General features: G+C 35.0%; 22 protein-coding genes. 21 read left to right on the top strand and 1 reads right to left on the bottom strand.

Going from position 1 to position 20498, the window contains the following annotated elements; genetic code table 11:
- The first annotated feature begins 14 nt into the window (after positions 1-14).
- The 6 genes from AS180_RS10250 to AS180_RS10230 all read left to right on the top strand — a co-directional run bounded on the left by AS180_RS10250 (position 15) and on the right by AS180_RS10230 (position 7022).
- The gene (locus tag AS180_RS10250) at positions 15-809 is read left to right on the top strand and encodes an MBL fold metallo-hydrolase (RefSeq protein WP_025907896.1); all 795 of its coding nucleotides are present in this window, start codon (positions 15-17) and stop codon (positions 807-809) included.
- 127 nt (positions 810-936) lie between these two features.
- On the top strand, positions 937-2151 hold the full coding sequence (locus AS180_RS10245; protein WP_025907897.1) for a S1C family serine protease: 1215 nt from the start codon (positions 937-939) through the stop codon (positions 2149-2151).
- A gap of 77 nt (positions 2152-2228) precedes the next feature.
- Positions 2229-2387: a CxxH/CxxC protein gene (locus AS180_RS21665; RefSeq protein ID WP_064484031.1), complete on the top strand. Its 159-nt coding sequence runs from the start codon at positions 2229-2231 to the stop codon at positions 2385-2387.
- A gap of 73 nt (positions 2388-2460) precedes the next feature.
- Positions 2461-2940 (top strand): 23S rRNA (pseudouridine(1915)-N(3))-methyltransferase RlmH, encoded by a 480-nt coding sequence (gene rlmH / locus AS180_RS10240; RefSeq protein WP_025907898.1) that lies wholly within the window; start codon positions 2461-2463, stop codon positions 2938-2940.
- A 173-nt stretch (positions 2941-3113) separates the two neighbouring features.
- The gene (locus AS180_RS23210) at positions 3114-5195 is read left to right on the top strand and encodes a Dam family site-specific DNA-(adenine-N6)-methyltransferase (RefSeq protein WP_062686776.1); all 2082 of its coding nucleotides are present in this window, start codon (positions 3114-3116) and stop codon (positions 5193-5195) included.
- Positions 5196-5264: 69 nt separating this feature from the next.
- Positions 5265-7022 (top strand): restriction endonuclease FokI C-terminal domain-containing protein, encoded by a 1758-nt coding sequence (locus AS180_RS10230; protein WP_062686775.1) that lies wholly within the window; start codon positions 5265-5267, stop codon positions 7020-7022.
- Positions 7023-7133: 111 nt separating this feature from the next.
- Here AS180_RS10230 and AS180_RS10225 read toward each other — a convergent pair whose 3' ends face one another.
- Positions 7134-8069 carry a COG2958 family protein gene (locus AS180_RS10225; RefSeq protein ID WP_197414239.1) on the bottom strand — a complete coding sequence of 312 codons (936 nt, stop codon included), beginning with the start codon at positions 8067-8069 and terminating at the stop codon, positions 7134-7136.
- 218 nt (positions 8070-8287) lie between these two features.
- Here AS180_RS10225 and radC point away from each other — a divergent pair, with 218 nt between their 5' ends.
- From radC to AS180_RS10150, 15 genes are all read left to right on the top strand, one after another.
- Positions 8288-8740, top strand: a complete 453-nt coding sequence (gene radC, locus AS180_RS10220) for a RadC family protein (protein ID WP_062686774.1) — start codon at positions 8288-8290, stop codon at positions 8738-8740.
- A 13-nt stretch (positions 8741-8753) separates the two neighbouring features.
- Complete coding sequence (locus AS180_RS10215; protein ID WP_062686773.1) at positions 8754-9077, top strand: hypothetical protein; 324 nt, start codon at positions 8754-8756, stop codon at positions 9075-9077.
- Positions 9074-9310, top strand: a complete 237-nt coding sequence (locus AS180_RS10210) for a hypothetical protein (RefSeq protein WP_062686772.1) — start codon at positions 9074-9076, stop codon at positions 9308-9310. The genes AS180_RS10215 and AS180_RS10210 overlap by 4 nt, the downstream gene beginning before the upstream one ends.
- 73 nt (positions 9311-9383) lie before the next feature.
- Complete coding sequence (locus tag AS180_RS10205) at positions 9384-10118, top strand: hypothetical protein (RefSeq protein WP_062686771.1); 735 nt, start codon at positions 9384-9386, stop codon at positions 10116-10118.
- A gap of 131 nt (positions 10119-10249) precedes the next feature.
- Positions 10250-10759, top strand: coding sequence for a hypothetical protein (locus AS180_RS10200; RefSeq protein ID WP_062686770.1), 510 nt, complete (start codon positions 10250-10252; stop codon positions 10757-10759).
- Positions 10759-12588, top strand: coding sequence for a DNA primase family protein (locus AS180_RS10195; protein ID WP_062686769.1), 1830 nt, complete (start codon positions 10759-10761; stop codon positions 12586-12588). Before AS180_RS10200 ends, AS180_RS10195 begins: the two co-directional genes overlap by 1 nt.
- Positions 12589-12848: 260 nt before the next feature.
- A complete protein-coding gene (locus tag AS180_RS10190) occupies positions 12849-13397 on the top strand; it encodes a recombinase family protein (protein WP_062686768.1) in 549 nt (182 codons plus the stop codon).
- Positions 13360-15048 carry a recombinase family protein gene (locus AS180_RS10185; RefSeq protein WP_062686767.1) on the top strand — a complete coding sequence of 563 codons (1689 nt, stop codon included), beginning with the start codon at positions 13360-13362 and terminating at the stop codon, positions 15046-15048. The genes AS180_RS10190 and AS180_RS10185 overlap by 38 nt, the downstream gene beginning before the upstream one ends.
- A 110-nt stretch (positions 15049-15158) precedes the next feature.
- Entirely contained in the window at positions 15159-15356 is a 198-nt protein-coding gene (locus AS180_RS10180) for a hypothetical protein (RefSeq protein WP_226372954.1), read from the top strand.
- A gap of 309 nt (positions 15357-15665) precedes the next feature.
- Positions 15666-15986, top strand: a complete 321-nt coding sequence (locus AS180_RS10175) for a hypothetical protein (RefSeq protein ID WP_062686765.1) — start codon at positions 15666-15668, stop codon at positions 15984-15986.
- Between the two features lie 80 nt (positions 15987-16066).
- A complete protein-coding gene (locus AS180_RS10170; protein ID WP_062686764.1) occupies positions 16067-17044 on the top strand; it encodes a Kiwa anti-phage protein KwaB-like domain-containing protein in 978 nt (325 codons plus the stop codon).
- Between the two features lie 162 nt (positions 17045-17206).
- Positions 17207-17770, top strand: coding sequence for a hypothetical protein (locus AS180_RS10165; RefSeq protein ID WP_139325282.1), 564 nt, complete (start codon positions 17207-17209; stop codon positions 17768-17770).
- 303 nt (positions 17771-18073) lie between these two features.
- Positions 18074-18820, top strand: coding sequence for a GIY-YIG nuclease family protein (locus AS180_RS10160; RefSeq protein WP_062686762.1), 747 nt, complete (start codon positions 18074-18076; stop codon positions 18818-18820).
- A gap of 47 nt (positions 18821-18867) precedes the next feature.
- A complete protein-coding gene (locus AS180_RS10155) occupies positions 18868-20088 on the top strand; it encodes a hypothetical protein (RefSeq protein ID WP_062686761.1) in 1221 nt (406 codons plus the stop codon).
- A gap of 167 nt (positions 20089-20255) precedes the next feature.
- On the top strand, positions 20256-20447 hold the full coding sequence (locus AS180_RS10150) for a hypothetical protein (protein ID WP_025910450.1): 192 nt from the start codon (positions 20256-20258) through the stop codon (positions 20445-20447).
- Positions 20448-20498: the final 51 nt, after the last annotated feature.

Raw genomic sequence — 20498 nt, 5'->3', positions numbered from 1 at the left:
TTGGAGTGAGAAAAATGAGTTTGCATTTTAGCGTGCTAGCTAGCGGTAGTACTGGAAATGCGATTTTTGTAAGTGATGGAGACCAATCGCTATTAGTCGATGCAGGCTTAAGTGGTAAGAAAATGGAGTCACTTTTTCAAGAAATCGATCGAGATATTCACAACCTATCAGGAATATTGGTAACCCATGAACATAGTGATCATATTAAAGGGTTAGGCGTACTAGCTCGTAAATATAAATTGCCTATCTATGCAAATGCAAAAACATGGAGAGCTATGGATGGGTTAATTGGACAAGTATCAACTGACCAACAGTTTCATTTTGAAATTGGTGAAAATAAAACATTTGGAAGTATCGATGTTGAATCGTTTGGTGTATCTCATGATGCTGCTGAGCCAATGTTTTATGTTTTTCATCAAGGAGATAAAAAACTTACGTTAATTACGGATACAGGCTATGTCAGTGATCGCATGAAAGGCATTATTAAAAATAGTCAGGCTTTTGTTTTTGAAAGCAATCATGATGTTGAGATGCTTCGTATGGGAAGGTATCCTTGGAGCGTTAAGCGTCGTATTTTAAGTGATGTAGGACATGTTTCAAATGAGGATGCAGCACTGGCAATGGCGGACGTTATTGGTGATCAAACAGAGAGAATTTATCTAGCTCATTTAAGTCTAGATAACAATATGAAAGAAATTGCGCGAATGTCTGTTTCACAAGTTTTAGCTGAAAAAGATATTGATGTGAAAGAACAGATAAAACTTTATGATACAGACCCTAATAGACCAACATCGATTATTTATGTATAGTCTACATAAACAAAACAAAAAATAACTTCAGTTAGATGGTTAGAAAGAAGCAGGAGTGTCTAAAAAAGTAATAGTTCATCTGTTTTGGTACTTATAATCATAATAAATGAAAAGGTCGGTGATGTATATGGAACATTATGATGAGAATCGGGAACCATCTCCTTCACGTCAAAAGCCAAGAAGACGTGGGGGCTGGTTTCTGTCGTCATTAATAGGAGCAATTATTGGAGGAATAGTGGTTGTCACTGCACTTCCATTTTTATCGAATTTAAATTTACTTCCAAACCCTCCAGCAGAAGAAAATCAAGGCTCTATTCAAAATGGTGAAGATATCGTTCAAAAGACGGTTTCTGTCGATGTAAACACAGATATTACGAAAGCTGTTAATCAAGTTAATGAAGCAGTTGTTGGAGTGGTAAATATCCAGCAAGGAGAAAGCTTTTGGAACGAAAGCGGGCAAGACGCTGGCACCGGTTCTGGTGTCATCTATAAAAAGCAGGGAAATAAAGCCTTTATCATTACCAATCATCATGTAATTCAAGGTGCTCAGCAAATTGAAGTCAGCTTATATGACGGCTCTAGAGTACCCGCGCGCGCACTAGGAAGCGATGAGTTAATGGATTTGGCTGTTATTGAAATTGATGCTGAACATGTAACAAAGATCGCCAGCTATGGGGATTCAGATAAGCTGAAAGTCGGAGAGCCCGTTATTGCTATTGGGAATCCTCTTGGACTACAGTTCTCTGGTTCTGTAACACAAGGGGTTGTCTCAGGTGTAAACCGTGTCATTCCACAGGACCTAAATAATGATGGAAGTCCGGATTGGCAAGCAGAAGTTATTCAAACAGATGCAGCAATTAACCCTGGAAATAGCGGTGGTGCCTTGATTAATATTGACGGCAGGCTGATTGGAATTAACTCGATGAAGATTGCTCAGCAGGAAGTTGAAGGGATTGGTTTGGCCATTCCAATCAATATGGCAAGACCTGTTGTGGATGATTTAGAAAATTATGGAGAAGTAAGAAGACCTTATTTAGGTGTTGAAGCATTATCATTAAGTGAAATATCGGGCTACCACCTAAAAGAAACGTTAAAGCTCCCAAAAGATGTTGTGAATGGTGTGGCCGTATTAAATGTTGCCGCTGGCTCACCAGCTGATAAAGCAGGCTTAAAAGAATATGACGTTATCGTCGCTTTGGATGGAGAAGATATTAAAGACTTAGTAGGGTTACGTAAGCACTTATATATTGACAAAGAAATAGGTGACAGCATGGAAGTGACTTTTTACAGGCAAGGTAAAAAGCAAACAGTAACGGTTAAGCTATCACGAGAGCCATTATAAACAAAAAAGTTATCCACAGAGGAACTTTCTCTGTGGTCTTTTTACTGATACTTATAAAAAAGAAAGGAGATTGCAATTTGAAAATTTATTGTTGCTTAGAGCATACAGAATTAGCGTTAGATGTAGCCGTAGATGAGATTGAGTTAGCACCGGTTTTTAAAGAAATTGATGAAAATGAACGCAACCATACATGTGAATACTGCGAAAACCTAGCGTTATACACAGTGGAAAACTAAAAAAACACAGATTGTGTATATGTCTTGTGGATATGTGGATAAAATCTGTGGATAATTTACAAGGGAGATTATTTTGAATATTTCAATTGTATCAATCGGAAAATTAAAAGAGAAATACTTAAAGCAAGGTATTGATGAATACTTAAAACGATTAGCTCCGTATGCCAAAATTGAGATTATTGAACTTTCGGACGAAAAAGCACCTGAAAACTTAAGTGATTCGGAAATGGTTCAGGTGAAGCAAAAAGAGGGAGAGCGGATATTAAGTAAGATTGGTCAAGATGTACACGTCATTGCTTTAGCCATTAATGGTAAGCAGCGCTCATCTGAAGAGCTTGCAAAAGATTTAGACTCACTTGCTACATACGGAAAAAGCAAGGTAGCCTTTGTTATCGGAGGATCACTTGGACTCAGCGATGAAGTGATGAAAAGAGCAAACGCTACGCTCTCTTTTTCAAAGATGACGTTTCCGCATCAGCTTATGCGTTTGGTATTAGTTGAACAGATTTACCGTGCGTTTCGGATTAATCGTGGTGAACCGTATCATAAGTAAATGAGGTTTTTTGTTATTAATATTATATTGTAATATCTGAAAGGGTTATTATAGGGTCCTGTACTCTATAATAACCCTTATTTTTATTTTTCTAATATAACTTTAAAGAAATTCCTTGCATTTTTTTTAGTAATAAAGCAAAATGTAATAAGGATGTTATAGGATGTGAAAAAATGAGGTTTATAGGTAGTAAGGTAAATTTATTATCAAACATAGAAGGGTTTATTAATGAAAATATTACAGATTCACCTACTGTATTTATGGACATGTTTTCTGGAACAGGTACTGTAGCTGAATATTTTAAAAAAGATTACTGCATTTATTCTAATGATAGTTTATATTTCTCGTATATTCTACAGAAAGCACGTATTGAAAATAACCATGTTCCTAGGTTCACGAAATTAAAACAAAGAGGGATTTCTGACCCATTAGGATTTTTAGAAACAGCAGAAATTATTATCAAACCGGATTATTTTATAACACATAATTATTCACCATATAATGGTTGTGAACGAATGTATTTTTCTGTTGAGAATGCAAGCCGAATTGACTTTATCAGGCAACAAATTAATAAATGGAAAGAAAATAACTTAATTAACAAGAAAGAATTTGCTTATATATTAGCAACACTTATTGAGGCAATACCATATATCTCGAACATCTCTGGGACTTATGGAGCTTACTTGAAGCACTGGGATAAAAGAGCCTTAAGCAAGCTAAAGCTACAAAGAATTGAAGTTAAAGACAATTATTATACAAATAAAAGTTTTAATGAAGATGCAAACCAAGTAATAGAACGGGTGCGTGGAGATGTACTATATATAGACACTCCTTACAATAGTAGGCAATATATCTCGAATTACCATTTGCTTGAAACAATAGCGCGTTACGATTATCCTGAAATATACGGGAAAACAGGTTTGCGCCCTTACCAAAACACCAAGTCAGCATACTGTTCTAAGAGAGACGTCTTAAATGTATTTAGTGACCTTATAGAAAAAGCAAAATTTCGACACATTATTGTCAGTTACAGTACTGAAGGTCTAATGACGGTTGATGAAATTGAACAAGTACTAAAGAAACATGGTATAGCTGACACCTTTAACTTAGCCAGAATACCATACCGTAAATACAAGAGTAAACATAAACAAGAGGAATCTAATCTTAATGAATTACTTTTCTATATCCAGAAAGATATTCCTTTAGTAAAAGGGAATAGAAGTATTGAACTATCTGATGAAATTGAAGATGTTGCCTTTGAAGACAATAATTCAAAGAAGAAGGATTTATCATACCAAAAGGTAGATTTATTTAGCATAAATGGAATAAAAGTTGAGACTGGGTCAACACATAATGTCGCAACTTTGAAAAGACCTCCAATTAGAGTGGGTAAATACCATGCACAGGAATATATTAAAAGTCCTCTAAATTATATTGGTGGGAAGTACAAGCTTTTAAAGCAAATAATACCTTTATTCCCTGAGGATATAAACACTTTCGTTGACTTATTCGCAGGAGGTCTTAATGTTGCTATTAATGTCAATGCAAACAGGATTATTGCAAATGATATTAATACATTTGTAATTGGCGTCCTCAAAGAGATGGCAAGTCTTAGTGTTGAAGAGGTTTTAGAACATATACACAATAGGATAAAGGAGTATAATCTCTCAAAAGAAAATGAAGAAGGATTTAAAAAGTTTAGAGAGTACTATAATTTAACAAAGCAGCCCTTAGACTTGTATACATTAATATGCTATTCATTTAATTACCAATTTAGATTTAATAACAATCAGGAATATAACAATCCGTTTGGACGTAATCGTAGTCAGTTCTCTCCTGCTCTGGAGATTAAATTAATAAAATTTGTTGAAGCGCTGCATAGTAAAAACATTGAATTCTCAACAAAAGAGTTTGATTTATTTAATTATAAGGACCTAAGTAAGGGTGACTTTGTGTATTGTGACCCGCCTTACTTAATTACTACTGGCTCTTATAACGATGGGAATCGAGGTTTTAAAGACTGGAATGAAGACCAAGAGTATAAACTTTTACAGATACTAGATACTTTAAATGCTAGCGGAGTTCGATTTGCCTTATCAAACGTGCTTAAACACAAAGGACAAACAAACCACATTTTATTGGAATGGGCAAAGAAATACCATATTAATTACCTACACCATGATTACGCCAATTCTAGTCATAATACAACTCGAGGGGAAAGTGAAGAAGTGCTTATAACGAACTATTCCGATTGACCTAAGTCAATCGGTTTTTTATTTCTGAATATGTTAAAATTTAGTTATAAAAAAACCGAGGTGATTTAGATGGCAACAAAACGAGTGGTTCGTACATTTGGTTGGATACAGAATCCAGGTAAATTCGAGAACCTAAAACGAACAGTCCAAGTATTCGATGAAAACTCAAAAGTATATAAAGAGGTTAGGGATATAAAGATTCCAAATCTAGTGAAAGATAAAGATGTAAGAACTACTTTAATAGCTGCTATGAATCGATTAGAAAATTATTACTCATATAAAGAGTTGGTTGGTACAGGTACTTCAGTTAGAGCTCAAGCGCCTTGTGATGCCATTATTCAAGCAGCGATTCAAGACCAAGGTAATAAAAAAGGATACATTGATAATTGGTCTTCTGATGGATTCGTTCGTTGGGCACATGCATTGGGGTTTCTTGAGTATAACTCAGATAAGGACTCATTTTACCTAACTGATATTGGATTGGAATATTCTCGTTCTACAGATGATTCACTAAATGAAAAAATCATACTTATTGAAGCATTGTCATCATATCCACCAGCAATTCGAATATTGACATTACTTGAAAATGGTGAGCATTTAACAAAATTCGACCTAGGTAAACAGTTAGGCTTTAGTGGAGAGAGTGGTTTTACTTCATTACCACAAAACTTATTTTTAGATGCGTTAGCAAATGCACCTTCATCACCACCAACAATTAAGAATTCTATTCGTTCTGATTGGGAAGGTTCTGCGGATAAATATGCACGGATGATTTCAGGCTGGCTTGTAAAGATGGGGCTTGTTGCACAAGGTCGTAAAAATTTTGTTGTACCAACGGTAGGTGGTTCTACTCGAAATGAGTATATATCTCATGCTTTTAAAATTACAAAAGATGGTCTTGATGTGTTAAGGAGAGCAAAAGGTGCCAGTAAACATGTACGAGTACCAAAGCGTGTATACTGGGAGATGTTCGCTACCAACATTAACGATAGAGTGTATGTAAGAACAAGACGGGCTTATACACTTTACTTGTTAATGAGAAGTAACACTGCTCTAAATACTGTTCAACTTCAAGTGAAATTAAAAGCTTTGGGCTTTGAAGAATTGGAAGAAACAATTGAGAATGATGTAAAAGGTTTAATTAACTCTGGAATTTTTATCAATGTGACGAATAAAGGTTATCATTTTAAAGATACAATTAAACCATTCGAAATTCCTGAATTTGGCGTAACAGAACCATTAGTAAAGGGGGAAATGGAGAAGAAGAAATCCGATTTGCGTCATAAGTTAAAACACGTACCGCATGAATATATTGAACTAATAGAAATTGCACAGGATTCAAAGCAAAATCGTTTGTTCGAATTTAAAGTAGTTGAGTTTTTGAAAGAAGTTTATGATTATAATGGAAAGCACCTAGGGGGGAGTCGAAAACCAGATGGCGCACTATATACCAATGGTTTAAAAACAGATTATGGAATAATTTTAGATACCAAAGCTTACAAAGATGGTTATAGTTTACCAATCTCCCAGGCAGATGAAATGCAGCGTTATGTCGATGAAAATAATAATAGAAATGCTATTATTAATCCTAACGAATGGTGGAAAGTGTATCCTAATTCTATCTTGGACTTTAAATTCTTATTCGTAAGTGGTTTTTTTAAAGGTGACTATAAAAAACAATTAGCTCGTGTAAGTAATCTTACAAAGCGTAAAGGTGCTGTCCTAAGCGTAGAGCAACTATTATTGGGAGGGGAAAAAATTAAAGATGGTAGTTTAACATTAGAAGATGTTGGTGACAAATTCAATAATGATGAAATTATTTTCTAAAATTTGTTTGATAATATAGTTATGGTGGGGCTCCTTATATAAAAGAGGAGCCCTTTTTTTTACTCTATTCCCTGAATAAAGGAAATTAGTACATAAAATAAAAAAGGACTATTAAGGTTTTAACATATTTACTAGCCTATCAGAATCAAAGACTTTATCGTACATCGCTTTAATGATTTCCTTATTTGATAAGTCATTTTTCACTCTTCTTAAGAGTGCGCGAAAATCTGGATTTTGATTGGAGATTTTATTTACAGTGTCCCAGTCAAGATTACTTCTAAATTTCGCAGGAAACATTACGTCAGATGCATCCGGGTCTTCAATATCTAATTTAATAATACCTATTCCAAAGGAAGCAGATAGTCTTTTTAATTCGGTAATAAATTCATCATCTTGTGATATCTTAGCAGCAACTAAATAACCTTCATTTGCCCATGAAGAATTAGATACAGCTTGAAAAAAGGATTCTCTTAGATTAGAAAAAGTTAGCTCCTTCTTAACCTCAAAAGAATAAATTTTTATCAACTGACTGCCTAAAATCATTCCAAAATCTAAGACTTCAGAATCCCAATCATCTATTGGAAAATATACACCAACTAGGTCAGGATGAAGCCATTGGGCATACGTCTTTTTGTTTGATTTTTCATGAAAGATAGTTTTGGTATAAACATTCATAAAAGTATTTGCGTAATATGTAATAAAAGGGTGTAGTTCTCTTTCGTTAAAAGAGAAATTTTTCGGTTCCTCAACCTCTGTTTCTTCATCTTTAATTATTTGATTTATTTCACAGTTTGTATTTGATAATTCTTTTAAAAAGAACTTTTTTGGTTTTGAATCTATTTTAATAAAATATGAGTCTTTTTTATCCCTTATACTAACATAAATTTGTGCTCCCATCGTTCTCCAGGGGGTTTTTCCTTTAGTGTTTACTAATTCATAGTAGCCTGTGTTTATAGAATAGTCCCATATCTCTTCAACAGTCATCGGTCTCTTTGTCTCTAATAGTATTTTTCGAGCTAATTCTAAAAATGAAATATTTTTAGCCATTGCTATCACCACCATTTACATAAAACGTTTAGTATTTTTTACCATTATAACGTAAGATTCTATTTTTTACACGTACTCATTCATCGAACAATGGATGGCTGTAAAGAAAGGGATTATAAGTATATATTATTTATTTGAGTAAAAAAGAGTATGCTTCGTATCTACTATAATACATGAGAGCATACTCTTTAATTTTAATTAGAGGAGAGTAATGATAAATGAAAAATTCACCTGCAAAGAGAGTTAATATTGTAACTGTTAAATTGGTTAGAGAGTCTAGTATTCTTTATAAGAAAAGAAGTATCCGTTCACCTCAGGATGCCTATGACTTACTCAAAACCTTCCTGGAGGACAAAGACCGAGAGCACTTCATTGTTGTAAACTTAGACACCAAGAACCAACCTGTATCTATAAATGTCTGCCATATTGGTAGCTTAAATGCCAGCATCGTTAGTCCTCGTGAAGTTATGAAATCGGCTATCTTGTCATCTGCAGCGAGCATCATGGTAGCCCATAATCACCCTTCAGGAGAAACCACTCCATCAAGAGAAGACATTGATGTTACAAAACGTCTTGCTGAAGCAGGTAAGCTGATGGGTATTGAGCTGTTGGACCATCTTATTATTGGAGAGGGAAAGTATACATCCTTGAAAGAAAAAGGATACATATAAGGGGGGAAGGGTAATGTGTTACTATAACGCCGAACATTTCGCTATCTTTATGTCTTTACAATTTGGAATTGAAGTTGATGAAGAACAAGTTGGAGAGGAGTCAGTTCTTTTGTATAAAGAGGAACTTGATGAAAAACTTGTGACAGAAGAATTGCTTACCATTACTCCGGAAATAGTAATGGTACATTCTTGTGTTTACAATAATGCAGAACATGAGTGGTTGGTTTGTGTAGCATCTAATGCTGATACGAATCAACCACTCTATTTAGTTTGTCTGAAGAATGACGAGAAAATTTATGAAGAAGTATTACTGCAAGAAAAGGATATTGAGAAATGATATATACAGCGTATATTACTGAATTAGAAGAACGCTCATATCAGTGTGTAACCTTCGATATGGAAGATTGGTCTTTTGTATATTTTACAGGCAAAGATAATGGGGAAGAAATCGAAATAAAGATTTGTCTTGAAAACGAAAATATCTATCAACGAAAAATAGGATTTGAAGATTGGTGGTTTGTGGATTACTTAGAAGGAGATATTGATATAAAATGTAATAGTGTAAGATAAGGAGTACAAGATGAAAATCGGATTCTCATTTCCGGTTTTTTTTAGAATGATTTAATGAAAGGCGGATTTTAAGGTGTCTAAGAATACTTTTAACATAACAGACCTAACGAAAGAAGTTTATGGAGATGAAGATACTAACTCCAGTGTGTTTGAATCCAATAGAAAGAGAATTGGAAGTCATATAAATAAAGTCCGTAAAATGTTGGGGCATCAGACTAAGAGGTTTGAAGCTCCGATAGAGCAACTAGATGCCTATGTTAAGTTGATTAGAAATATGTTAGAAAATCCAAAAAATGAAGAAGCATTAGACCTGTTAAATAAAAAACTGGTTAAGGGAAAGACATTACAGCAAGAAACAGATGAAAAAGCTCTGACAACCTTAATTGAGATTTTAGCAGAAATTGAAAGCCAAAAGTTGACAGAAGAAGACAATAAGTTATTTGGAGACTGGCTGCAAGACCAAATGAGCGATGACTATTACTTGGAGAGCGAGAAAAATATTAATGAGGTAATGAGCATTGTAAAGAATGATTTTTCTCTATTCGATGACCTGAGCAGCCTAAAGTCAAAGCTAGAATTTCAGGAACAATATATGAATGATTTAAGGAGATTAAGTGCTTTGTATAGACAGCAAGCAGAACAGCAGTTACTATTCCAAGAATGCTTTCTTGAAGTAGTAAATTCTTATCCGCAATTAAATAAAAAGAAGATGTATACTACGGCAGATTTCCTTGAACTTCCTCCATCTATTCAACAAGAGATACAAGAGCTAATAGAACAAAAACAACAAAAACCTTCTGGGCGTTAATGGCTCAGAAGGTTTTTGTTATGTCAAGGAATATTTTTTTGAGCATTTCCTCTAAAATCTTTCCGTGATGATTCATTAATTCCCAAATACAATGAGAATCGTAAACCAAAACAACAACGGAGGTATAGATTATGATTCTAAAAAAAGATAATTATCAAATTGCAATTTCATCCTTAACTGCGGCAAGGAACGACCACTATGACGGTGTCAATGCAATCTACCGTCTAGCGGCTCAGGTTCCAATACCTAAAGGCACTTCTCGAGATGGATTGCAAAGACATATTAAAAGAATAGTAAAGGACCTTTCAGGTCAGAAAGTACTAGCGAATCGAATCAATATTCATGAAGAATTTTTAGAGATTGACTTCTACCCTAAGGGTTTTCAGATGGTAATGACTAGAGGGCAATACGCTGGGTTACAACTAGAGTTTGCAGAGTTTCTTAACCAGACTGGAATTTGGGGAATTGTGATTCAAGATGGTTGCTACATGGATGACCCTGAATGCTCAGTTAAATCTGTAAGTAATGGCTCAATTAACTTCTTTCCTGAATTTAACTCTAAATGCTTTGGAGCAAGGGACAACGAGCCTATAGAGATTATTAATTGCAGTTCATTTGCCTTGTATGGGGAGGTAGCGTAATGGCATTGAAAAAGGTTAGGCGACCGGTGCTTCACAATAGTAAACCTAATACAAACAGCGAGGAGTCAAGTGCTTCTCAAAATCACCCTATTCAAGCAAACGAGCGATTTGATGTAGGACAGGTAAATGTAAGTAAAAATGAGAATGTTCGTCTGGATAAAAAAGAAGCTCACAACTTTTTATCAAATCATCCAATCAGCAAACTAAGATTGCTAGAATCTTCGGAGACCCTTAGAGTTTTGGTACAGGAGATTGATGTTCCAGAAAAACAATCCTTATTGGTAACTGCTATTAGCACGGAGGTGGTTGGAGAGGAAGATTCGTTCTTCTCTGCTTTAATGGAACATGTCCACGATATGCCTAAACACAAGTCTTTAGAACGATTCAAGTCTGCCGAATTGATTGCTGACTCACTGGTTCCGGAAGCATTGCTTTTGGAACTGGGGCAAGTTCTGAAGGTTGGAAAGGCGGAAGAAAGAGGGTTTCTTTACGATGACAAAAAGAAACGATACCACTTTAACGCCAACGTTTTTGCAAGGCATTTCCTCAAGCGTTGCCATGTGCGTTCAACAAGAGACGGAAGACTCTTTCTATACAACAAAATGGGTGTATATGAAGAGCTTTCTGAAGTGAATCTCGGAAAAATAATCAGGGCAGTGATGCATGAAGGTAGATGGAACAGTTGGAAAAGCACATATGAAACTGAGATTATTCGAGCTCTCCAACGTGAAGCACCTATTGTTGAAGAGATGAACACAGGGCGCAACTTTATCAACTTAAAGAATGGCATGTTAAATCTGTCTACGTTCAGGCTACATGAACATTCGCCAATGTACCTTTCTACAGTTCAAATTCCCATTCCTTATGATGCGAATGCAACAGCACCTAAGTTTGATGATTTCATGCGTGATATTACACTCAACAATCCTGAACTAATCGCTGTACATCAAGAGTTGATTGGATACTGGCTGACTGGGGAAACCAAAGCAGAAAAGGCGGTCTATTACTATGGTAGTGGAGCGAATGGTAAAAGTGTTTTGGCTTCCATTATCACTGAATTAGTGGGTCCTCAAAACGTTAGCAGCGTACCTCTATCTAAGTTTAATGACCAATTTGGTATGGAAAGCATGATTGGCAAATCACTTAACATATCTGCTGAGAACGAAATGGGTGGCAAGGCACTTAAAACGGAAAACTTTAAGGCGATTGTTAGTGGAGATAACATCACTATTAACATTAAGTATCGTCCTGCGATTAGTTACCGCCCATACTGCCGTTTGGTGTTTCTAGTCAACAACCTTCCTGACTCATCAGACGTTACAGAAGGCTATTTTCGAAAACTTATTATCGTACCTTTTTCAAGAACCTTTAAGAAAGAAGAACGAAACGTAGATTTAAAAGACGAACTGCTTAAGGAACTGCCTGGAATTCTTAATTGGGCGATATTAGGATTGAAGCGGTTGAGAAGCAATAACTATCAGTTCAGTGCCTGTAAAGCAATTGAAGAAACCCAAAATGCCTACTATGATGAGCAAAATCCAGTGAGAGATTTTTTTCACTCTCATGTGGTCCAAGAGGACGGTTCTCGCACTAAACAGTCAGACTTCTACAATATGTATAGTCAATGGCTAAATGTTCAGGGGATTGACGACAAAGGAACGAAATCACGTCAAGTATTTTGGCGCTATTTCAAAGTAATTTTAGACAGTGAAAATATTCCGATTGTGAAGAAGAAAGTCAAAGGAACTGTCTACTATGACGGAGTAAAGCTGATAGATTTAGAAGATTTACAGTTTCCTACTCTCGCTGGCGATATTCTTCAGTTCTAAGGGGGTGTAGGGGGTGTGTAAAAAGCAAAAAAACTGCTCAATACCAAATGCTTAAAACCCATGAAAAAAGTTTTGTTTTAGCTAACCACCCTTACCCCCACTTTCTTACAAAGAAATGAAATATATATTATTACTACGACGAGGAGAGCTTGCCATGAACGAAAAAGAAGGTTCTATCTACGAATATCAAAATCTTTTAGACATGTTAGCAGAAATGGTCACAGAATACCTTGCAAAACACCCCAAAGGAGGAGATTCCAATGATAAGTAGAGATGAAACTGCACAGCAGAACCAAGACAGGATAGTAATTTACACAAGAAATACATCGTGGACTCAACCGGAGGGGTACAGAATTCATCGAGACGTCCAGGTATTAAAAGAAAAGTGTGAGCGTGCTGGATATCGAGTCAGTAGAGTCTACTGGGAACCAAGCTCGGAATCCCATGAAAAGAGAAAAGTATTGAAGCAAATGTTGGAGGATGCTGCTGAAGGTTTGTTCGGAGTAGTCCTTGTTTGGGATATATTTACGCTTTCTCCTGATGGGGAAGAACTTCAACAAATAGAAAGAGAGCTTGCAAGATATGGTGTGAAAATTTGCTCAGTAACGGAAACTTTCGACACTTCTACAGGAGAAGGATTGATAGTGTTTGAGTACATGTGCAAATTACTCAATACGAGACATTTAAGGTTGGCAGCCATGCAAGGGATTCCGCTGTCACTGGTAGCACGTTGGTTAATTGAAGATGAAAACAAGAAAGGGGGTGAACGTGATGCCGAACTATGCGAGAAAGCTCGACGACCAGCTTGACCAATTCAGCCGAACTGGAACACAGAAAAGAGCAGCTATATATGCTAGAGTCTCCACATTAGAACAGGCAGAGGAAGGCTACAGTATTGATGAACAAGTCCGAGTACTAAGGGAAATGTGTGAGCGAGAAGGTTACATTGTCCATAAGGAATACGTGGATAGGGGTAAAAGTGGGAAAAATATTAAGGGACGACCTGCCTTGCAACAATTACTACATGATGCCAAAGGTAAAGACTTTGACTTAGTGCTCGTTTGGAAGGTGAATCGTTTTTCTCGTAAAACAAAAGACTTACTAAATATTGTCGAAGAACTGGAAATGAGAAACATTGTTTTTCGTTCATTTACGGAACGCTACGAAACAGAAACTCCAGCAGGAAAAATGCAATTTCGGATGTTGGCGGTCATTGCTGAATTTGAAAGAGACAATATTGCACAAAACGTAAAAATGGGGATGTTGGCACGAGCGAAGGAGGGTTCCTGGAATGGGGGTCAGGTGCTTGGTTATGATGTTGTGAGTGTTCCAGGAGAAAAACGAAAGAGAAAACTCTCAACACTTGTAGTTAATCCAGCAGAAGCACAAACGGTCCGAAAGGTATTTGACCTTTACGTTGAGGGCAATGGTTACAAATCTATCGCAAACAAACTCAACAATGAAGGACACCGGACAAAAAAGAACAAAGACTTCTCCATCAACGGGGTAAAAACGATTCTAAGCAACCCCCTTTACGCAGGATTTATACGTTACAATGTCCGGAGAGATTGGAACGAGAAGAGAAGAAACAATATTAATCCTCACCCTGTGATTGAAAAGGGGCAGCACGAAGCCATTATTTCAGAAGAAACATGGGAAAAAGCGAAAAATATCATGGCTAGTAGAACCGGCAAGCCTAATCGAATACATGACGGCGAGTTCCCGCTCACTGGTATCATGAAGTGTCCTGCATGTGGAGCAGGAATGGTGATTGGGAGGACAACGAATACACTCAAAGACGGAACAAAAAAGGTTCTGGAGTATTATGTATGTGGAGCTTGGAAGAACAAAGGTTCAGCGGTTTGTCGCTCGAATGGAGTAAGAACGGATTATGCAGACCCTCATGTACTTGAAAAGCTATCAAACATAGCCACAAGTGACGTGCTTATAGAGCAAATCGTTGAACGGATTAATAATAAGAAAGAACGAGATTCTTCTCCGCTTCAACACGAATATGAGACCTTGAAGAAGGCACTAGAATCCAATCAACAAAAGAAAGAGAAGGTCCTTGGTTTGTACGAGGATGATTTGATTCAAAAAGCAGACCTTGTGCAGCGGTTATCCACTTTGAATGAAGAAAAGGAACGACTTGAAGAGAGACTATCTCCAATTGAACTGCAAATGGGGCAAGGTGGTACACAACTCATAAACTTTTCAATGGTCAAACAGGTCATGCAGAACTTCAAAAGTGCCTATCAAGAGTCATTGACCAGGGAGCAGAGGAAAAGGCTGATGCACCTGCTCATCCGTCAAATCACCATCAATGAGGACCGAAAGATTGATACGATACAAATACAACTCAATAAAGAAGTTGCAAAACACTTCACCTTTAAAGGGGGAGAGGATTCATCTATTACGGATGAGTTCTCTCCCCCTTTTTCTATTTTAATCGACCTATGAAAAGGAGCAAATAACCTATGAGCATTATTAATGTATTCAGGAATTACATGGAGGAGCATCATCCACATTTAGCACAGAAGGACTGGAAAGCCGACGTTAGGACCCTATCAGTGGATGACATAAGCAACGAAGAGGTTAAGGCTACTATTCCAGATGAAAACAAACCAGAACTAACATGTTGGGTATTCTTCTACGATGGCGGTGCATCGAACGTTGTGTTCTTATTACAGGATAAGCATGGTTTGAAGGATATCGGAATTGGTTTGCTGAAAGATGGTGAACTTGTTAAGCCTATTAGCTTCGTATGAAGAAATGGCAGTCGGAAAGGTAGAACAATCAATACGTTTACAAGTCAGAGAGGTTTGCTCTATAAGAGTTTTCGTCTCTTTTTACGTGTTTGATTTTCCGGTAAAGGAGGTGAGTTCATGACACCAATTGACCTATTCAAAGCAGGCGTGGCGTTTGGCGTATCTATTTACGTATATGTGAAGAAGAACACTAATCTGAAAAAATAAAGGGGGAATAATAATGCAATACTTTTTAATGGGAACAGTCGTTGGAATCGTAGCTTGTATAGTATCAGAGCTTACACAGAGTCCTTCAAGGAGTTATCGTTAATGAAAATGATTTATTGCTTAAAGGACCTTAATAACCTTGCAGGTGATTTACCAAATGAAATGGTAAACTACTTACGCAGTGAGTTTTCCAGTCTATTCGAGTATCTAAGTAATGGAGAAGAGATTCAAGAATTTAAGTTACCAACGTATCAAGCCATGGTGGTTATTGAAAATGAAAAGGAGCTCGATATGTTATTCAAAAAAACATCAGAAATAGAGTTGGAGTTTATTGATGGAATACATTTAGAAAATATCTATATTAAGAGAATTGGAATACAGAATTTTCAAGATATCCAACTCCATTATGCATTGAACTTTTAAATTCAAGAGCCTTCGTTTAAAGAAGATTGTGATAAAATAGTAAATATGAATCACTAAACTACTTTGAACGAGGTTATTGTATGGAAACTAACTTTAAGGTTTTACAAGATATTTTCGTTAATTGTACTGAAAACTATTCAATTAATGGTTTGTCAGCATTTCTACTTTCAGATGAAGAGGAACCTTTTAAATTATATAAGCTGAATATGTCCACCCATGAAGATTTAAGGACAATCATTTGTAAGAATCTAGAAAATGCTATTGATGCTCAATTGTTCGAATATCACAATAATACATCACCAGATGGTAATGAAAGTGTTTCGTGTTTGAAGAAAGGTGAAGTACCGAACTTTCTAGATATTGAGCAACTCATCATAGAAGATAACTCTACTGGACTTACTAAGAAGGTTTTCGAAGAGTCTTCAAGCTCTATGAAGGGATACGTTATTGATGTGATTGTAACAAATAATAACACAACAAAAGAATTCCATGTTCAAATATTTTCGACACTTTCAAAATCTAACTTCTATAAGCCGAAAAAAAGCTTATATAGTTTTGGAAATGAAGATGGTGACCTGCTTCAAAAAGTAGAAGTATCACACCTAGAGTTAAATGAAAAATGTTGTGCATTTAGTATTGATGATGAGATTTTTGTAACGCATGGCTTTTTCTTTGAACGCTTATTTAAGTACGAAGAACATATAAACATGCACTCCGAGGCTATCTTAGGAAGTATTAATGGGAGCGGCTTAATAGATAACTTTCTTGTTTTAGAGTCTCATTGTAACAGGAATAAGAACTTTAAGAAGAAGCTCTTTACGATAAGTTCTGCGAGTAAGTTTGAGAATGTTACGTTTGAGACTTTTAAGAAGGTCAAGGAAGCAATACATGAAGGTCTATTTTTTAGTTTGGATTCAGAAAAGGAAACAATTAGCATCGATGAAGAAAATAGTTATAAGTCAGTGGACCAAATAATAAGGATTATTAATGATGAGGCAGCAGAAACATTAGTAAGTGAGACAAGGATATTTGCTAACCAAAGAATAAACATAGGCTAACTTATGAGGAGAGAGGATAATATCATGGGGGATAAAGTAGAATTTATGATTAATAGAGTATTTAGGTATATGCTTTTCTTAAGTTCTTACTTGCCTCTATTTATTATCTTGTTCCTAATGAACATAAATAACCTTGTATTGTGTCTATTTATTTGGTTGATTATGTCAATCACTCTTTTAACTTTAAAATTATATTTAGAGAAACCATTAAAGGCAAGTCCTAATTTTCGAATTAAATTAGTCATGATAAATAGTAAGGGCAGTGAAGCTTTAAATTATATAGTAACTTATATAATTCCTTTTATTTCATTTAACTCAAATATTACTAACAGCGACGGAGACTTTAATATCCCAACGATATTTGCATTTATAGTGCTTTTTCTAGTAATAGGATATCTTTATATGCATAATAACCTTTACCATATCAATCCGATATTAAGTTTATTCTATGATATTAATATTACACAAGGTGAAAATGGTGAAAATCTAATTGTAGTATCAGAAAAAGGAAAAGATGTCCCGCTAAATTCTACCATATATACGAGAAATTTATCTCCTGGTGCTGTAATGTTTGTGGATGATTCCAAAAGCCGGCTTTCATATAAAAAGGTTGTTATTTTTCTAGGAAGTTTCTTGGTATTCTTAGCCCTATGGAATGAGCAAATGAATGATTACTTATTTAAGGCTATAGAATTTATTAATACAACGATAAAAAACCTCATTTAGATACATCACGGAGAACCGTATCATAAATAACGGTAAACCTAAAAATTAAGTAACACTAAAAGGTCCATTCCAAAAGAATGGACCTTTATTATCAGTTCTGTTAATTAGATTGTAGATGTTAGGGATATCTGCTTTAGCTCTAAAGCCGTATAAGAGAAAACCACAAGTATAGTTTGATAAGGAGGAGCTGAAAGTAATAGAGATAGTCGAAATCACCCTCTTTGAAATGGTTTCTTACTCTACTAAAATATAACAGTATGGTATTATTTTCTATAAGTAAAATAAAAAATGGGAGTGAGGTTTTTGGCACCAAATCCAAAGAGTGAGAAGGAATTATTAGCAACACATAATAGGCGAATTGTCTATAATTCATTAAAAGAAAAGACACATTCCGATGGTGATGATAGTTTTGGTTTTTATGCAGAAATCTTTGAAACAACAGGTCTTGATGAACCCTCTATTATAAATACGCAGTTACAAGGAATTAAAAGTATCGTAAAAAATATACAGATTAATGATGTTGAAACATTAGGAGAATATGCTGATCAAAGTGGTTGCTATGTTTTTCGTGATCAAAAAGGTAATGCAATATATGTAGGAGAAGGTGACAACATTTATAAACGAATTAGAACGCATCTAATGGCAACTGATAGAAAAAGTACTACCTATGAGGTTAATATTGAAATGCCTGAAAAGCCTGAGTGGGTAGATGAAAGAAGGAAAATACCAAAAAGGGATTTTGAAGGTAACATAATAAATAAAATATATAGAAAGAGCCCTTATATGTATTTCTATACTGTTGACATATATTGTTTAAGTGGACTAGATGAGTTATTTGCAAGGAAATATTTGGAGCAATTATTATTTTTAGCGGAACAACCAATACATAATAGGTACACCGAAACAAATAAAGCATATAAAACATTTGAAAAGAAGATGAGGATAAATCAAGAATATATCGATTTTTTATCTTCTGGAATAATAAACCCATTAATTCAGACATTATATTTACCAACAATGAAACAACTTGAAGGTAGTGAAGTAATATAACTAAGTTACTGCCTGTAGAAATAATATATAGAAAAGGAGGAGAAGTATTGAAAAAAGTAAGAAACGTAATTGATTTTGAATTATTAATGGAAAGTGATCCAGATTTATCAATCACTTCTAAAGGTATAAATGAATGGTTAATAAAATATAAACCCTTTACTAATAATCTCATAAATGAGGTTAATAGTAATGGTATACAACAATATCCAAGTTTGATACAAGAATATTCCAAATATGTTAGAGAATTAAGTATTGTTGGAATTAATAATTGTAATGAAGTAGATAAGATCGATAAAAGGGTAATCAGTATATTAGAACTGTTCCATAGCTTTTTTAAAATAAATAACGCTGCTTTCAATTCAAACTATATACAAATTGATAAAATACGGCTTAAAGCCTTTCGCAATATGACCTATATGAGTTCAAAAGCACAAGCACAAAATTCTATTAATCAGAAAAATATATCTAAAAGGGATATAATAATGATGCATCTAGATAATTTAAAAGACACAATCGAGGGTGTATTGAACCCTTTATTAACACCAATAGTTTTCATGCTTGAATACAGTGATAATCCGAATATCAATTTATCAGAAGTTGATAAACGTTTTTTTTCGCAAAAGTATTATAATTACTCAAGTAATGGAAGTTTTAAGACAATTGCTAACAATTTTCCAATCCTTTATGTTCAAACTGATAACTCCCTAAGAAATGCTGATGCACATTTTGACTATAGTATAGATGCAAAAAATGAGAAAATTACATATAAAAAAGGGAGTAAAAATAATCCAAGTTATGCACAAATTAGTTTTAACGAACTTAAGGATGAGATCATTAAGCTCTCATGTATTGCTAAACAAATTGCGATAGCTTATGAACTGTTTTATTATGAACTACATAAAGTATTTCCAGAAACTTCTTCCAATTTTGAGTTTGATGAACAGCTTTCGGCATTAAACCAACACTTACTGGTATCTAAACTTACAATTAAAGATTATGAGTATGAAGAAAAGGAATTAGTTTTCCATATAAAATCATTTACTGATTCTGAAATGGGTGATACCGTAATATCCTTATTAAGGTATAGTATTTCCTACTTAGAATTGGCTAAAGCATATGAAGAAAATGTTGATTCTATTAATCTAAAGATAAATGAAACATTATGCCTCAACATTGACCTTTCTTTTATTAAAGAGCTAAACAAGGATATTAGTGAACATGCTTTCGAAAAATATATTGAACAAGTTTTAACATCTAATGGGTATTAAGAAATTGTGAAGTGCCTTATTAATAATAAATAATTGGAAAAAATCTTAGGTAATTTTTATAGAAATTTAGTCATTATAAGTAAAGTGTAAGCCCGTAATCAAACAACGCATATAAAACATCAGGCACCTCCGGTACGATAAATGTATCAATCAAAGGAGGTGCCATTATGTCTACAAACAAATTAACCATTGTTCCCGTCAAACTCGATCCTATTCCAGTTGAAATTTCTTCGAATCATTCTCTCCAATACACTGCTGAGCCAAGTTGTGTAATTAAAACCGCTGTGGCTGAAATTTCCTTCTTCAATGGCGTAGATGAGCGCATTATCCAAACCATTATGAAGGAGCTGAAGGGATGAAACAGGATTTTACGAGCGTGCAAAACATCTACATCATCTGCGGCAAGACAG

This window comes from Priestia veravalensis (assembly GCF_001457055.1).
Classification (GTDB): Bacteria; Bacillota; Bacilli; order Bacillales; family Bacillaceae_H; genus Priestia; species Priestia flexa.
The sequence above is the reverse complement of the archived record's forward strand: the minus strand, read 5'-3'. Positions and strand labels throughout refer to the sequence as shown.

Excerpts from the sequence above, each read along its gene's own strand:
- AS180_RS10250 (WP_025907896.1), top strand. The coding sequence starts at position 15 with ATGAGTTTGCATTTTAGCGTGCTAGCTAGCGGTAGTACTGGAAATGCG.
- AS180_RS10245 (WP_025907897.1), top strand. The coding sequence starts at position 937 with ATGGAACATTATGATGAGAATCGGGAACCATCTCCTTCACGTCAAAAG.
- AS180_RS23210 (WP_062686776.1), top strand. The coding sequence starts at position 3,114 with ATGAGGTTTATAGGTAGTAAGGTAAATTTATTATCAAACATAGAAGGG.
- AS180_RS10230 (WP_062686775.1), top strand. The coding sequence starts at position 5,265 with ATGGCAACAAAACGAGTGGTTCGTACATTTGGTTGGATACAGAATCCA.
- AS180_RS10225 (WP_197414239.1), bottom strand. The coding sequence starts at position 8,069 with ATGGCTAAAAATATTTCATTTTTAGAATTAGCTCGAAAAATACTATTA.
- radC (WP_062686774.1), top strand. The coding sequence starts at position 8,288 with ATGAAAAATTCACCTGCAAAGAGAGTTAATATTGTAACTGTTAAATTG.
- AS180_RS10215 (WP_062686773.1), top strand. The coding sequence starts at position 8,754 with ATGTGTTACTATAACGCCGAACATTTCGCTATCTTTATGTCTTTACAA.
- AS180_RS10210 (WP_062686772.1), top strand. The coding sequence starts at position 9,074 with ATGATATATACAGCGTATATTACTGAATTAGAAGAACGCTCATATCAG.
- AS180_RS10200 (WP_062686770.1), top strand. The coding sequence starts at position 10,250 with ATGATTCTAAAAAAAGATAATTATCAAATTGCAATTTCATCCTTAACT.
- AS180_RS10195 (WP_062686769.1), top strand. The coding sequence starts at position 10,759 with ATGGCATTGAAAAAGGTTAGGCGACCGGTGCTTCACAATAGTAAACCT.
- AS180_RS10190 (WP_062686768.1), top strand. The coding sequence starts at position 12,849 with ATGATAAGTAGAGATGAAACTGCACAGCAGAACCAAGACAGGATAGTA.
- AS180_RS10185 (WP_062686767.1), top strand. The coding sequence starts at position 13,360 with ATGCCGAACTATGCGAGAAAGCTCGACGACCAGCTTGACCAATTCAGC.
- AS180_RS10175 (WP_062686765.1), top strand. The coding sequence starts at position 15,666 with ATGAAAATGATTTATTGCTTAAAGGACCTTAATAACCTTGCAGGTGAT.
- AS180_RS10170 (WP_062686764.1), top strand. The coding sequence starts at position 16,067 with ATGGAAACTAACTTTAAGGTTTTACAAGATATTTTCGTTAATTGTACT.
- AS180_RS10165 (WP_139325282.1), top strand. The coding sequence starts at position 17,207 with ATGTCAATCACTCTTTTAACTTTAAAATTATATTTAGAGAAACCATTA.
- AS180_RS10150 (WP_025910450.1), top strand. The coding sequence starts at position 20,256 with ATGTCTACAAACAAATTAACCATTGTTCCCGTCAAACTCGATCCTATT.